Origin of the sequence: Gramella sp. MAR_2010_147 (assembly GCF_900105135.1) — a bacterium.
GTDB lineage: Bacteria > Bacteroidota > Bacteroidia > Flavobacteriales > Flavobacteriaceae > Christiangramia.
In genome coordinates this window covers 2,524,668-2,540,417 of record NZ_LT629741.1, presented here as the reverse complement: position 1 = coordinate 2,540,417, position 15,750 = coordinate 2,524,668, and the positions used below count along the sequence as shown (strand labels likewise).

12 protein-coding genes are annotated in these 15,750 nt (G+C 37.4%); 8 read left to right on the top strand and 4 right to left on the bottom strand.

Annotation, left to right across the window (positions count from 1 at the left end; all coding sequences use genetic code 11):
• The first annotated feature begins 10 nt into the window (after window positions 1-10).
• From ahcY to BLT95_RS11505, 3 genes are all read left to right on the top strand, one after another.
• On the top strand, window positions 11-1,327 hold the full coding sequence (gene ahcY / locus BLT95_RS11515; RefSeq protein ID WP_089666327.1) for an adenosylhomocysteinase: 1,317 nt from the start codon (window positions 11-13) through the stop codon (window positions 1,325-1,327).
• A gap of 124 nt (window positions 1,328-1,451) precedes the next feature.
• On the top strand, window positions 1,452-3,245 hold the full coding sequence (locus tag BLT95_RS11510) for a DUF885 domain-containing protein (protein WP_089666326.1): 1,794 nt from the start codon (window positions 1,452-1,454) through the stop codon (window positions 3,243-3,245).
• A 120-nt stretch (window positions 3,246-3,365) separates the two neighbouring features.
• A complete protein-coding gene (locus tag BLT95_RS11505; RefSeq protein WP_089666325.1) occupies window positions 3,366-5,402 on the top strand; it encodes a glycoside hydrolase family 65 protein in 2,037 nt (678 codons plus the stop codon).
• Window positions 5,403-5,415: 13 nt separating this feature from the next.
• On the opposite strand, the gene BLT95_RS11500 is transcribed toward BLT95_RS11505, so the two are convergent.
• Window positions 5,416-6,039 carry an intradiol ring-cleavage dioxygenase gene (locus BLT95_RS11500; RefSeq protein WP_089666909.1) on the bottom strand — a complete coding sequence of 208 codons (624 nt, stop codon included), beginning with the start codon at window positions 6,037-6,039 and terminating at the stop codon, window positions 5,416-5,418.
• Window positions 6,040-6,196: 157 nt separating this feature from the next.
• Between BLT95_RS11500 and BLT95_RS11495 the strand changes: the two genes are divergently transcribed.
• Window positions 6,197-6,697: a nuclear transport factor 2 family protein gene (locus BLT95_RS11495; RefSeq protein WP_089666324.1), complete on the top strand. Its 501-nt coding sequence runs from the start codon at window positions 6,197-6,199 to the stop codon at window positions 6,695-6,697.
• A 58-nt stretch (window positions 6,698-6,755) separates the two neighbouring features.
• Here BLT95_RS11495 and BLT95_RS11490 read toward each other — a convergent pair whose 3' ends face one another.
• Window positions 6,756-6,989 carry a hypothetical protein gene (locus BLT95_RS11490; protein WP_089666323.1) on the bottom strand — a complete coding sequence of 78 codons (234 nt, stop codon included), beginning with the start codon at window positions 6,987-6,989 and terminating at the stop codon, window positions 6,756-6,758.
• Between the two features lie 197 nt (window positions 6,990-7,186).
• On the opposite strand from BLT95_RS11490, the gene BLT95_RS11485 reads away from it, so the two are divergent.
• The 3 genes from BLT95_RS11485 to dnaE all read left to right on the top strand — a co-directional run bounded on the left by BLT95_RS11485 (window position 7,187) and on the right by dnaE (window position 12,280).
• Window positions 7,187-7,585 carry an NUDIX domain-containing protein gene (locus tag BLT95_RS11485; protein ID WP_089666322.1) on the top strand — a complete coding sequence of 133 codons (399 nt, stop codon included), beginning with the start codon at window positions 7,187-7,189 and terminating at the stop codon, window positions 7,583-7,585.
• Window positions 7,586-7,699: 114 nt separating this feature from the next.
• On the top strand, window positions 7,700-8,920 hold the full coding sequence (dinB, locus tag BLT95_RS11480) for a DNA polymerase IV (RefSeq protein WP_089666321.1): 1,221 nt from the start codon (window positions 7,700-7,702) through the stop codon (window positions 8,918-8,920).
• A gap of 384 nt (window positions 8,921-9,304) precedes the next feature.
• Window positions 9,305-12,280: a DNA polymerase III subunit alpha gene (gene dnaE / locus BLT95_RS11475; protein WP_089666320.1), complete on the top strand. Its 2,976-nt coding sequence runs from the start codon at window positions 9,305-9,307 to the stop codon at window positions 12,278-12,280.
• Window positions 12,281-12,332: 52 nt separating this feature from the next.
• Here dnaE and BLT95_RS11470 read toward each other — a convergent pair whose 3' ends face one another.
• The gene (locus tag BLT95_RS11470; RefSeq protein WP_157718053.1) at window positions 12,333-13,172 is read right to left on the bottom strand and encodes a hypothetical protein; all 840 of its coding nucleotides are present in this window, start codon (window positions 13,170-13,172) and stop codon (window positions 12,333-12,335) included.
• Window positions 13,173-13,565: 393 nt separating this feature from the next.
• Window positions 13,566-15,125, bottom strand: coding sequence for an FAD-dependent protein (locus BLT95_RS11460; RefSeq protein ID WP_089666317.1), 1,560 nt, complete (start codon window positions 15,123-15,125; stop codon window positions 13,566-13,568).
• A gap of 109 nt (window positions 15,126-15,234) precedes the next feature.
• On the opposite strand from BLT95_RS11460, the gene BLT95_RS11455 reads away from it, so the two are divergent.
• A complete protein-coding gene (locus BLT95_RS11455) occupies window positions 15,235-15,669 on the top strand; it encodes a retropepsin-like aspartic protease (RefSeq protein ID WP_089666316.1) in 435 nt (144 codons plus the stop codon).
• Window positions 15,670-15,750: the final 81 nt, after the last annotated feature.

The following is a 15,750-nucleotide window of genomic DNA, read 5'->3' as shown; positions in this document are numbered from 1 at the left end:
ATATAATAATATGTCAACTAAAACAGTACCGTATACCGCCTATAAAGTAAAAGATATTGAACTTGCTGAATATGGTCGCCGTGAAATAGAACTTGCTGAAGCAGAAATGCCAGGTCTTATGGCCCTTCGTAGAGAGTATGGTGAATCTAAGCCTTTAAAAGGAGCAAGAATTGCGGGATGTTTACATATGACCATCCAGACAGCAGTATTAATCGAGACTCTTGTGGAGCTTGGTGCTGATGTTACCTGGAGCTCATGTAATATTTTCTCTACCCAGGATCACGCCGCTGCGGCAATTGCTGCTGCCGGAATCCCTGTGTATGCATGGAAAGGAATGACGGAAGAGGAATTTAACTGGTGTATCGAGCAAACACTTTTCTTTGGAGAAGAGCGTACACCTTTAAATATGATTCTTGATGATGGTGGAGATCTTACCAATATGGTGCTGGATGAATATCCTGAACTTGGTAAAGGTATCAAAGGACTTTCTGAAGAAACTACCACAGGAGTTCACAGATTATATGAGCGTATGAAAAAAGGAACACTTCCTATGCCTGCGATCAATGTAAACGATTCTGTGACCAAATCGAAATTTGACAATAAATACGGATGTCGTGAGAGTGCTGTAGATGCGATTCGTCGTGCTACCGATGTAATGCTTGCCGGGAAACGTGTAGTTGTTTGTGGATATGGAGATGTTGGTAAAGGAACCGCTCAATCTTTTAAAGGTGCCGGTTCTATTGTAACTGTTACTGAAATTGATCCTATTTGTGCGCTACAGGCCGCGATGGACGGTTTTGAAGTAAAGAAACTGGAAACAGTACTTCCAAAAGCCGATATCGTGATCACCACTACAGGAAATAAAGACATTGTTCGAGGAGAACATTTTGAAGCGATGAAAGACAAAACTATTGTTGCTAATATTGGTCACTTTGATAATGAGATCGCAGTTGCCTGGTTGAACGAAAACCACGGAAACACGAAAGTAGAGATCAAGCCTCAGGTTGATAAATATACTATCGACGGAAAGGATATTATACTTCTAGCTGAAGGTCGTTTGGTAAATCTTGGATGTGCCACTGGCCACCCAAGTTTTGTAATGAGTAACTCATTTACCAACCAAACCTTAGCACAGATAGAACTTTGGAAAAATACAGATCAGTATAAAAACGAAGTTTATATGCTTCCTAAGCATTTAGATGAAAAAGTAGCAAAACTTCACCTGGAAAGAATTGGAGTGGAGCTTACCGAGCTTAAGCAGGACCAGGCTGAATATATTGGTGTTGAAGTTGAAGGTCCATACAAACCTGAGTATTACAGATACTAAGAATAGATCTTAGACTTTAGATTTAAGATATTAGAAGAAAGCCTCGCAAATAGCGGGGCTTTTTTATTGCTGAAAATCTATTTCCGTTTTCCTTATCTTTGAGAGATCCTTTTAAAATTTAAAGATGTACAAGAAAATTTTTCTCCTTTTTATAATTGCGGGCTTGTTAAGTTGTAAAAATGATACAGCTAAAACTTCGGAACAAAATAATGAAGCTGAAGTGAGTGCTAAATTTGACTCTATTCTGAATAATTACTATGAAGATGGGTTGAAGCTGAATCCAATTTCAGCAACCACCTCAGGAGATATGCGCTATAACGATCAATTTCCTAATATGCTCTCTCAGGAATATGAAGATAGCCTGAGAAATTATTATACAAAATATCAGGAGAAAGCCAATTCTATAAGCGATGAAGATCTTACTGAGACCGAAAAAATGAGCAAGGAAATTCTGCTTTGGGAATGCGAGATGAACCTTGCCTCTATGGAATTTAAAAAATCTAAATACATGCCTATAGACCAGATGTGGTCTGTAAATCTTTTTATGGGACAACTCGCAAGTGGCGCTGGAGCCCAACCATTTAAAACTGTGGAAGATTATGAAAACTGGCTAAAACGTGTGGATGGTTTTCTTAGCTGGATGGAATCTGCTGAAAATAATATGCGGGAAGGAATGCAGCAAGGTTATGTTTTACCTGCATCGCTAATCAAAAAAGTGATCCCTCAAATGGAATCCATGACCAATGCTGATGTTGAAAACCACTTATTCTATGGACCGCTAAATAATTTACCTGATAATTTTTCTGAAGAAGAGAAACAGCGAATTACAGAAGAATATACGGCAATGATCACTGAGAAAGTGATTCCGCAGTATAAAAAGATGCATTCTTTCCTTGAGAACGAGTATTTACCAGAGGGACGAAAATCAAGCGGAATCGCAGATATTCCTGAGGGTGATACATATTACAAACACCAGATAAAGCTTTATACCACTACCAATATGACTGCAGAAGAAATTCATCAGCTAGGCCTGGACGAAGTAGCTCGAATTTCAAAAGAAATGGAAAAGGTAAAGAAAGAAGTGGGTTATGAAGGTGACCTTAAATCTTTCTTTAATCATGTACGGGAGAATAAAGATCTAATGCCTTTTGATAAGCCTGAAAAAGTGATCGCTAATTTTGAAGAAATTCATGAAACCATGAAACCACACATTAGCAAATTGTTCAGCGTTACCCCAAAAACAGCTTTTGAAGTAAGAAGAACAGAAGAATTTCGCGAAAATTCTGCCAGCGCCGAATATAATCCTGGCTCGCTGGATGGGACACGACCCGGAATTTTCTATGTTCCTATTCCAGATGCTTCTGCCTACAATATTTATAGTGATGAATCTTTATTTTTGCATGAAGCGATACCAGGACATCATTACCAGATTTCTTTAACCCAGGAAAATGAAGATTTACCAGATTTCAGAAAAACATTGTGGTATAGTGGTTACGGTGAAGGCTGGGCTTTATATTCTGAATCTTTAGGAAAGGAATTGGGATTATATACAGACCCTTATCAGTATTTCGGGACACTTGGTGCCGAAATGCATCGTGCTGTACGTCTGGTTGTGGACACTGGTCTGCATAGTAAAGGCTGGACACGCGAAGAAGCCATTCAGTATTCTTTAGAAAATGAAGCTGAACCGGAAGCTAGTGTTATATCAGAAATTGAAAGATATATGGCAAATCCAGGACAGGCACTATCTTATAAAATTGGACAGCTAAAGATCCAGGAATTAAGAAAAAAAGCAAAAACAGAGCTGGGTGACAATTTTGATATTAGAGAATATCACAAAGAAGTTCTGGAAACCGGTTGTGTACCACTTCAGTTACTGGAAAATAAAATCGATAACTGGATCGCTAAAACCAAATAAAGTTAAATAGCTGAATAAATAAACTGCAATTCAATTGCATATTAAGCATTTAGAGGATGATGAAAAGATCCTCATTTCCTTCCTGAAAACAGGTTATAAAAAATACAAAAACATCAGACTATGAAAAAAATCCTGATCATTCTGCTTTTCAAAATTTCCATATTTTCATATGCTCAGAATGACGGCTGGAATATTACCGTTGATGATAATTCTGAATATACGGGAATAGCACTGGCAAACGGAAGAATTGGAATGTTATCCTCAAAAAATCCGCTGGAGATTCAGCATGTCGTACTCAATAATGTATATGATGTTGATCCCAACTTAGAGGTGAGCCAGGTTTTACATGGAATGAATTTCGGAAATCTCGATATGTATATTGATGGAGAGAAAATCGATTCCTCAAATATTTCGAATTGGAAGCAGACCTTAAATCTCAAAGAAGCCGTTCTAACAACTTATTTTTCATTCAAAAATAAGGCTGATATATCCTATTCGGTTTATGCCCTGAGAAATCTACCATATAGCGGATATTTAGATGTAAAGGTGAATGCTAAAGAAAATATCAGCCTTAAAGTTTCAGGTAAGATCCTCACTCCGGAAGAATATCAAAAACCTAAAAACTCCTATGAAGTTCTGCGCGATGTGGAAACTACCATGCCTATATTACAATCTGTAGCAGATAGTCCCTTTGGAAAACATACTGTAAGTACTTCTGCAACTTTCATCTGGCACGATATAAATTCTTCTCGCGAGCATCAAAGACCTGAGTTGATACATGAGGTTAAATCTGATCATGAAAACACCTTAAGCTTTGAAAAAAAAATCAGCAAAGGAGAGAGTTCAGAATTTGCCTGGGCAGGCTCTATTTGCACCACGAAGAATTTTTCAGATCCGGTTTCAGAATCTGAAAGAATGGCCATATACAATCTCCTGAACTCAAAAGAAGTTTTAATAGGTCAACACACCTCAGCCTGGGAAGATCTCTGGAAAGGCGATATTATAATTGAAGGTGACCTTAAAAGTCAGCAGGATGTAAGACTGGCTTTATACCATCTTTATGCATTTGCCCGTGGAGATTCTAATTTAAGTATTGCGCCAATGGGGTTATCCTTGCAAACTCCATACAACGGGCATATTTTCTGGGATACAGAACTCTGGATGTTCCCTCCTCTTCTGCTCTTAAATCAGGATATTGCGAGGTCACTGGTTAATTACCGTTCAGACAGATTGGAACCGGCTATAAAGAGGGCAATAAATTATGGATATGATGGTGCAATGTTTCCCTGGGAAAGTGATGATACCGGAGAGGAAGCTACACCGCCATTTGCATTAACCGGCCCGTTTGAACATCATATTACTGCTGATATAGGGATTGCCTTCTGGAATTATTACCGCGTAACTCAAAATAAAGAATGGTTAAGAGAAAAAGGCTATCCTCTTATGAAGGAGGTTGCCGATTTCTGGGTAAGTAGGGTTTCGCCATATGATGACGGCTCCTATTCTATCAATAATGTTGTTGGAGCCAATGAATTCGCTCCCAATGTAAACGATAACGCTTTTACCAACGGTGCCGCCAAAACAGTGCTTGAATACGCCCGTTTGGCTGCTGAGGAACTCGATATTACTCCAAATCCAAAATGGCAGGAAGTTTCATCCGGGATAAAAATCCTGAAATTTGAAAATGGTGTAACCCGTGAGCACGCTGATTATGATGGAGAAATTATAAAACAAGCTGATGTAAATCTTCTATCTTACCCATTGAATGTGGTGAATAATAAAGAAGAGATTATAAAAGACCTGGAGTATTATGAACCAAAGCTCTCTCCTGAGGGGCCTGCTATGGGAAAGGCTATCTTTGCCATACTATATGCCCGTTTAGGAGATTCTGAAAATGCATACCGTCTTTTTAAAGAGAGTTATATTCCAAACCAGCAAGCTCCTTTTGGAGCATTATCTGAAGTGGCTACCAGTAATTTCTCTTATTTCGCCACAGGTGCCGGTGGAATGTTACAAACGGTATTATTCGGTTTTGGCGGGCTTGAAATTACTAAAAATGGAATCGAACAGAAAAATCCTATACTTCCGGAAGAATGGAAGTCTTTAACCCTGAAAGGAATCGGTCCCGATAATAAGACTTTTAAAATCGATCCATAAATAAAGGGATTATTTATTCATAACCCGGAATTCCCTTACCTAAAATAAAATCCCTTTGAATTAAGGACATATCTCCTTTCTTCTGAAGTTGGACTATACCATTACTTCCCCTGGGAGGATCTTTTTGATGATCATTGGTAAGCAATGGATCACCTTCAAAGAAATAAGCAGACAGATAGTAATATCTGCCATCAGGTTCCAGTATAAATGGATGAATATGTGCTGGATTTCGACCATCGGGATAACTGCCCGGCACCTGGGTATAGAAAGTATAATGACCGGTTTTATCAGTTTTTACCCACCCCCTTAAATAGCCATGTCGACTTGCCCAGTCCTTTTCATCACCTTTAGTTGGGTAAATTCCCTCCACATTGGTATGGTGGATATATAGAATAATATTTTCTGCAGGTGTTTTAGCATCTGATTCATAAATAGTTCCGGTGATTTTTAGCTTATTTTCTGCGGAAGCGAATTCAGGCAGTGTATCTACAGCATTAAGATCTTCATCTCCATATTCCTGTACGGCCTCGCAACCTTCACAAGGGCCGCCAACGAGCCTGAATGAACTATTCTCCTGTGATCTCATACAGGAAAACAGCAATAATGAAATACTGAAAATGACTATTCTAATCTTCATTACGAAACAGGCTTTTCTAAATTTAATAAAAATATGAATAGAATTCAAGGGTTTACATAAACTTAAAATCCATTTCCTTAATTTAAGAACAAAAGAATCAAACAGACTTACTCACTGTTTTTAAGTAAATTAGAGTATAAATTTTAAACCCACCAATATGAAATTATTAAAGATTTTACCACTTTTCGCACTGCTGTTCATTTACAGCTGTAATGATGCTGAAAAGAAAGAAACTGACGACATGGACGATATGGCAGAGCAGGCTGAAGTTCGTGATGCTACCGAAATGAATAGACAATGGATAGACTCCTGGAATAATAATGACGCCGCAAGTCTGGACAGTCTTACCTCCTCTTCTGCAGTGCTCTATATGGAAGGAAGCAGTATGACAGCTGATAGTATTCGCGCATGGTACAAAACTTCTGCTCCTATGATGAAAGGACTTAAAACACAGCCTGAGGCAAATTATTCTGGAAAAAATATCGCGTATGAGGCCGGTACGTATAGCTATCAGGTGAAGGGAGACAGTTTGAATAACACTTATAATGGCGCCTATACTCTAATTTGGAAAAAAGCCAATAAAGACTGGAAACTGGAGGTAATGAATATTACCAGTAAAGTATTAGATTCAACCACTACAGAAATGGAAGAAGAATAAGATTAAAATTATTCATTAAAAGCAAGGCTCTTTCATACTGAAGGAGCTTTTTTAGTATTTAGTTCAATGATGACTGAAAATTACGCATCATCTTATAGATACATTTAAAAACGTATTTCCGTTTTTTCATAGAAGGGTTTTTCTCAAACCGGAATTTGATAAATTTCCCTCCAGGCTCATCGCTGGAAAATTGATAATTTGTACCATCAAGAACAAATCGCGTCTTTTCAGAAAAGATAAAATCAGATACATATTTCTTTACCAACCTACGTTTACCGGAAGAGCCTTTCATATTAATTGGTTTTTGGTTAGAGCTATTAAGGTACGAAAAAATTAAGTTTGATTTGATCGACTCATATAAATTTCAAAATCTAAGGCTTTTTTTCTCAACTTTTACTTCCGAAATTTTCTCAAATTCGCGACATCTTTGTAGATAAGCAATGTAATTTAAATATTACTCGGAATCTTGATCTCTCAATTTATAAGTTTATGAAAAAATTCATCGATAAACTCGCCTATATCCACATTCAGGATAAAAAGATCCTGATGAGCCTGAGCAAAGGAAAATCTACATGGTATATTCCCGGCGGAAAACGAGAAAATAACGAATCTGATCTTACAGCTTTATCAAGAGAAGTAAAAGAAGAACTTTCTGTAGAACTTTTACCGGAAAGTATCGAGAAGTTTGGTGTTTTTGAGGCTCAGGCTCACGGCCATCCCGAGGGAACCATTGTTAGAATGACTTGTTATACCGCTAAATTTACCGGCACTCTTTCCGCTGCTTCTGAAATTAAAGAACTGGTCTTTTTCCCATACTCCAGAAAATCTGAAAGCTCATTTGTTGATCATATTATTTTTGATGATCTTAAAAATAAAGACCTGCTCTAGGTTTCAGAGATATTCTAAAAACACCTATTACTTTTTAACGTTCTCTCCACATCCCAAACCAGATTAATTTTATAATTTTGGAATATTTCCAATTAAAAGGAATTATTCCTATTTATGAAAAATACAAAGTCTATAATTCACCTGGATCTGGACACTTTTTTTGTTTCAGCAGAACGAAGAGAGCACCCGGAATTAATTGAAAAACCTGTTATTGTTGGCGGCCTGGGAGATCGAGGTGTGGTAGCAGCCTGTAGTTATGAGACCAGAACATTTGGAGTGCACTCGGGGATGCCTATGAAAGTAGCGAGGCACTTATGTCCCTCAGCCATTGTAATTAAAGGAAATGCCTCCATTTACACCAAACTCTCCCATGAAGTAACTGAAATTATTCAAAATAAAGTCCCTTCTTTTGAAAAGGCCAGTGTAGATGAATTCTATGCAGACCTTACCGGAATGGATCGCTTTTTCGGGATCCACCAGTTTGCAAAAGAACTCCAGCAAAGCATTCTTAAAGAGACAAAATTGCCTATTTCTTTCGGGCTTTCTCAAAACAAGGTGGTTTCTAAGATCGCGACCGGCGAAGGAAAACCCTACGCGCAAAAGATCATCGAACCCGGTACCGAAAGATCTTTTCTGGCTCCTCTTACGGTAAATAAAATTCCAATGGTAGGAAATAAAACTTTTCAAAAATTACTGAATCTTGGAGTTCGAAAAATAGAGACTATCCAAAAAATGCCGGTAGAAGTGCTGGAAAGTGTTCTTGGGAAGAATGGCCGTACCATTTGGAAAAGAGCTCACGGAATCGATAATCCGCCAATCATTCCTTTTCATGAGCGAAAATCTATCTCGACAGAACGCACCTTTAACCGGGATACCATCGATCTGGTTCGGCTTCATGCAACCCTGGTCGCCATGGCTGAAAGTCTTGCCTACCAGCTAAGACGTGGTAACAAGCTCACCTCTAATGTAAGTGTAAGGATTCGCTATTCAGATTTTCAAACCTACAGTAAACAGGCTAAGATCTCCTACACCAGCGCTGATCATATTCTTATTCCGAAGGTGGAAGAACTTTTCAAACAGCTTTATTCAAGACGAATGCTTATAAGACTAATTGGGGTTCGTTTTAGCGGACTCGTAGGCGGGCATTATCAGATCAATCTTTTTGATGATTCTCAAGAGATGCTCAATCTCTATAATTCGTTAGATAAAATAAAAAAACGCTTTGGAGAACATAGTGTGATGCGTGCCGTAAGTATGGATGTAAAAACCATTGGGAGAATGGGAAATCCTTTTAATGGGGAACCACCGATTGTACTTGCGCATAGGAAGCAATAATTAGACAGTAGATTTTAGACGTTAGACTTTAGATTCTGAGATTTCTCCCACTGGTCGAAATGACGAAAACAGAACGTCACCCTGAACTCGTTGCAGGGTCTCAAATAGAATACAACGTCCTCAGTTTCGACTTCGGGACCCGTAGGTGAGGGAAGCGTTAAAAAAGAATTGCTGTTTGACCGAAGGAAGTTCCATTCTTTTAGCTTCCGAGCCATAACGGGTGAACAAGAAAATGAAGACTAGATTTTTTTGTTTCTTTTTCATCAATGGAAAAAGAAAAGATAGAGAACCTACTCTCCAAGGTGGAAGTAACACACAATAGATGCTGAGATGAGGCTAGCATGACAAAAAAAAAGATGATAACTGATAATTGTTGATTGATCATTGTACTTAAACTGCCATACATATTATTCTTTACGCTACGGCACAATGCCTACAGAAGAGCTATGTGAGCTCGCTCAAAAAAATGGAATCAAACAATTTGCTGTTACCGATATTAACAATACATCAGCCTGTCTTGAGTTTTTAAAAATCGCAAAAGAGGCAAATTTTAAAGCGCTGGCAGGGATCGATTTTAGAAATGGAGCACAGCAACAATATGTGGGCATTGCTAAAAACAATGAAGGTTACAGGCAGTTAAATGAGCATCTTTCAAATTACATCCATGCTCAGAAAGATTTTCCAGCTGAAGCTCCTTTCCTGCCCGACTGCTTTATTATTTATCCGCTGGAAAAAGTGATCAGCAAGCAGAAGAACGATTATCAAAAGAATGAGTTTATTGGAGTTTCTACAGAGAGTCTTCGAAAATTAAAGTTTTCAGCATACAGAAAACTAAATGATAAACTGGTAGTTCTTCAAACCGTGAGTTTCAGGAACAAAAGAGATTATAATGCTCACCGACTACTTCGGGCAATAGATAATAACACCTTGTTGAGTAAGCTTCCGGAAAGTGAACAGGGTTCTTTTTATCATCAAATGATTCCGCCAGAAGACATTGAAAAAGAATTTGAAGATTTTTCACATATTCTTGAAAACACTCAAATTTTGATGGATGCCTGTCATGTAAATTTTGAATTTGGAAAATCCCAGAATAGAAATTTACAGGTTGCCGGAAATTCTGCCGAAGAGGATAAAGAAAGACTCATTAATCTATGCTATGAAAAACTTTCTGACAGATATCCAGAAGCGAAAGAGGAGGTACATGCAAGGCTGGAAAAAGAGCTGAGAGTAATTATAGAACTTGGGTTTGTGTCCTATTTCCTTATCAATCTCAGTATTATCGAATATGCCAAAAAGATGGATTATCCGTTTGTGGGGCGTGGTAGTGGCGCAAATTCTATCGTCGCTTATATTCTGGGAATTACCAACGTAGACCCTATTGAACTGAAACTTTATTTTGAGCGCTTTATTAATCCCAACAGAAGTTCTCCACCCGATTTTGATATCGATTTTTCCTGGAAAGACAGAAATGATGTAACCCGCTATATTTTTGAAAAGTATGAAAATACTGCCCTTATGGGAACCTATGTCACTTTTAAACGTCGTGCCGTGGCTAGAGAACTCGGCAAAGTCTTTGGACTCCCAAAAGAGAATATTGATAAGCTCTCTCAGGGATTTTTCAATTTTAAAGAATTGGATCACCTCGAAAAACTTGTGCTTAGATACAGCAGGTTAATCGATGGTTTCCCAAATTATCTAAGCGTGCATTCAGGTGGAATTCTTATACTAAATGATTCTGTTCATAATTATGCAGGAACTTTTCTCCCTCCCAAAGGTTTCAGGACTATCCAGATAGACATGAATATTGCTGAAGAAGTGGGTATTCATAAATTCGATATTCTTGCCCAGCGCGGACTCTCCAAGATCACCGATGCCATTGAAATTATAAAGCAAAATCAACCCACCGCGAAAATTGAAGATATGGAGAATATAGATGCGTTCAAGAAAGACCCGGCGATTAATGATCTACTGAAAGTTGGTGATTGTATAGGAGTTTTCTATGTAGAGTCTCCGGCAATGCGCGGACTGCTTACTAAACTCCAAACCGATAATTATAACAATCTGGTAGCCGCCAGTTCAGTAATAAGACCGGGAATTTCAAGTGCCGGAATGAAAGAGGAGTTTATTCGCAGGCATCGTGATCCCGAACGTAGAAAACAAGCTCATCCTGTGATGTTTAAAATCATGGAAGAGACTTATGGGGTAATGGTCTACCAGGAAGATGTAATGAAGGTCGCTTTTGAATTTGCCGGACTGGATTTAGATGATGCTGATGTGCTTCGTCGCGGAATGAGCGGAAAAAAGACTTCCAAAGGTCAGATGGAAAAGATTGAACAGACGTTTCGTGTGAATTGTAAGAAACGAGGACACAAAGATCAACTAGCCAATGAAGTCTGGGAACAGATCTCTTCTTTTGCCGGTTATGCTTTTCCAAAAGGTCATTCCGCTTCCTATGCGGTAGAAAGTTATCAGAGCTTATATCTCAAAAAATACTTTCCGCTGGAATTTATGGTAGCAGCAATCAATAACGGGGGAGGTTTCTATGACCTTCAAACCTATATTCAGGAAATTAGAAGATGCGGAGGTGAGATACATCCTCCCTGTATTAATAAAAGCGACCATCCCAACACAATTTATGGTAAAGACATTTACCTGGGGCTGGGGTATATTAAAGAGCTTGAAGATAAAACTATTAGACAGATCCTTGAGAACAGGCAGTTTTTTGGCATATTTAAATCTCTGGACGATTTTATAGATCGCGTACATATTTCAATAGAACAGATAAGCCTGCTACTTAAAATTAACGCATTCAGATTTACAAATTTTGACAAGCATCACCTATTATGGAAAGCCTATTTTAAACTTCAAAACAGTAAACCCACAAGCAATCAGGCATTACTTTTTAAACCAAAACACAGAGATTTCGAGCTTCCGGAATTTGAATTCTCAAAACTTATAGAAGCTTATGATCAAATGGAGCTATTAGGTTTTCCGCTATGCAGCCAGTTTGATCTCTTGAAAGAACCTGTAAGAAATTCAATAACTGCTAAAGACCTCAAAGTTCTTACTGGCAAAAATGTAGAGATCTATGGGAATCTTGTGAACTCAAAAAAAACCGGCACCTCTAATGGGAAGTATATGTATTTTGGAACTTTCTACGATATAGAAGGTAATATTTTTGACATAGTTCTCTTCCCTGCAGTTGCAATAAAACACCCGCATATTCATAAAGGTATTTATTTATGCCATGGAACAGCAACAGAAGATCTTGGGTACATCTCAATCAATGTAAAATGGATTTCCAGACAGGCAGTCCAAACAGATCCAAGACTAGTGGAATCGGGTTTTAAATTTGTTTAAAATAAAAAACGACACTTTTAAGTATCGTTTTTTATTTTAAACAAATTTTATACTATGGAGTAATGGTAATAGTCAATAAGGTAGAATCTGTGCAAAATTCACCATTTAATTCATTTGTGACAGTATAAGTTGTAGAGTGTTCTCCATATCTATTAGCTTCATTCGCATATATAAAATTAAGAATTTGTGTGATCGTAGGATCAAAAGTGCCTTCACGGCTAACACCATCTTCTAATAAATCTAAATACATCTCTTTAACGTCAGCAGATACTAACCCAAGTGTAAGTAATTGTCTATAAGAATGAGTTACCGAATTATCTGAACCTGCATCAACCTCACACACCGGCTCCTGTTGAGGTATGCAAATTGGATATTCTAAAAATTTACTGTTGTTTTTTCCAGCCATTTTATTTCCAACCCAAACTGCATAGGTTTCTCCAGATTCATCCATATATTGAATTCTAGCTGCTACAACTAAAAAAGCAGGAATTGTCTCTCCGAAACTATCCAGAGAAAAACTATCTCCCAAATAATCAATAGCAGGTGAAAACTTTTCAGAATGCTCTAACTGACTAACAATAATACCTCCGTTATTGATAGGTAAGTCATCTTCACTCACCGCTACCTCATAATTAATTTTAGAAATTTTATAGCCTTCAACAGAGGTGAAATTTAAGTATAGCTCATCCAAATCATTGGTAATAATGAATGTTCCTAATTTTTCTTCAGAATTACTATTTAAATCATAGGTTTCTGATACACATCCCTCAACATCTAATATCGAATTTGCAATTAAAAGTTGATCTTCTTCTAAATTCATTTCGCCATTATCTACGGAGCACCCCATGAATAATAACCCCAGCATAGCGTTAATAAAAAAATACTTCTTCATAATAAATGATTATCAATGTTTTCATGATAAAAGTAATTATAAGAAAATCGAAATTATTGGTATCATTAGAATACTCGATATCTTTCAAAAATATCCGTCCAAAACACTTATTATATTGATTTATAACACAATAGAATGTAAGAAACCTTTGAAAATTCCTATTTATGCATTGTTAATTTTATTATTAAAATTTGCCAAAAACACTGTGCAACCTTTAAGACTAAAAAAAAATAAATTAAATCTAACTATATGTTTTACTCTATATAAAAGATCTATTTTATATATTTCTGGATATAAAGAGGATCTCGAAACAGCCCACCTAAACAGATCCAAGACTGGTGGAATCGGGCTTTAAAATAAGAGTTGGGAATTAAACTCACAATTCAACTGTGCTCAACGTAACTCATATTTCTTTACAATCGCATCTACACAATTAATCCCATCTATTGCTGCGGAAACAATTCCTCCGGCATAACCAGCGCCCTCTCCACATGGATAGAGTCCTTTTACTTCTACATGTTCTAAAGTTTCAGCATTACGCGGAATTAATATAGGAGAGGAAGTCCTGCTTTCCGGGGCATGTAATACGGCATCATTAGTATAATAGCCTTTCAGTTTTTTACCGAATTTCATAAATGCTTTTCTTAATCGGCGCGCTATAAGATCTGGAAGAACCTTATTAAGATCCACGCTTACTATACCCGGTTGATAAGAGGTTTTCGGAAAATCTTTCGAAACCTTCCTTTCTACAAAATCTTTCATACGCTGTGCCGGAACCCTTTGAGTTCTCCCCGCAGCTTCCCAGCATTTTTTTTCCACTAATTTCTGAAAATCAAGACATACAAAAGGATCATTCGGCTTAAAGTTCGGGAGATCGGCTGGCTCAATACTTACCACTATACCTGAATTAGAATATGGATTATTGCGCTTACTTGGACTCCAGCCATTCGTTACTACCTCTTCCTGTTGTGTAGCACAGGGAGCGATAATACCTCCCGGGCACATACAAAATGAATAAACCCCCATCCCATCTACCTGCTCTACCAAAGTATAAGAAGCAGGCGGCAAATAAGGATTTTCATCATCCCCATGATATTGAATATGATCAATTAATTTTTGTTGATGTTCAATACGAACACCTAAAGCGAAAGGCTTAGCTTCTATTTTAATTTTTTTGTCATGTAACAGGTGAAATATATCTCTGGCTGAATGGCCTGTTGCCAGAATAACATCATCAAAAGAATGCCATTTCTCTGCATTGATCTCAATCGCCTCAATACTATCTTCTTTCAATTTAAGATCGGTAAGTTTGGAGTTAAAGTGTACTTCTCCTCCAACCTTTATAATGGCTTCACGCATGGCTGTAATAATCCTGGGTAATTTATTAGTGCCAATATGAGGATGCGCATCTACCAGAATATCAGGATCTGCCCCAAATTCTACGAACCACTCTAAAGCTTTTAAAACGTTACCCCGCTTTTTGGATCGTGTATACAATTTCCCATCTGAATATGTTCCAGCACCACCTTCTCCAAAACAATAATTTGATTCCGGATTTACAATTTGTTCTTTATTGATCTTAGCCAGATCGTGCCTTCTGGATCTTACATCTTTTCCCCTTTCAAAAACTATTGGTTTTAGCCCCGCTTCCACAGCGCGCAATGCTGCGTATAAACCTGCAGGTCCTGCACCAACAATAGCTATTTTTTTAGCTTCTGAAACATTTTGATACACGAATGGTGTAATCGCAGACTTTTCTTCACCATTTCTCCAAATTTCTATTTGAAGATTAAGTCTTACAGGGTTTTTACGGGCATCTATAGAACGTTTTCTAATTCGCCAGTCTCCAATATCATCTTTTCGAATATTTGATTTCCGAATCGCTCTATTTAACAATAGGTGATGATCATCCTGTTCATGTGGCAATGCCGTAATTTGTACCATTGTGCTCATAAGGCGCAAAGATAGTACGGATTTATGCTAAAATTGAAATTTAACTGCTTTCAGAAAAGTAAATCATTATTTACCTATCCCCTATAATCATATATTTGCAATAAAAAGAATGTCTCTAAAAAAGCTGCTAGAAGAAAAAGGTTACCACCGCATAAAACTAAAATATACTAAAACAAATCATCTGGAATTAGTTGCTAAGATCAACGATATTGAAGGAAATTTTATTCTGGATACTGGTGCTTCCAGTACTTGTGTGGGCATCGATGCAGTTGAACATTTTGATCTGCTGTCAGAAGATAGTGATATAAAAGCTGCAGGAGCCGGAGCTACCAATATGCTTACTCAGGTGTCTCAAAAAAATCGAATAGAAATAAAAACCTGGAAAAAGAAGAAAATAGATCTTGTTTTATTCGATCTTAAACATGTAAACGAAGCCCTTATAAATCATAAAGCTGAAAAAGTACAGGGTATTATAGGTGCAGATATTCTCAAAAAAGGAAAAGCCGTGATTGATTATAAAAACAAGGCTTTATATTTAAAATAAAGGGAAAAATCCCCTTTGACCCGAGCAGCTTAAAATTTTAAATTTGAATGATTACAATTTAAATTTTAAGACGTATCAAAA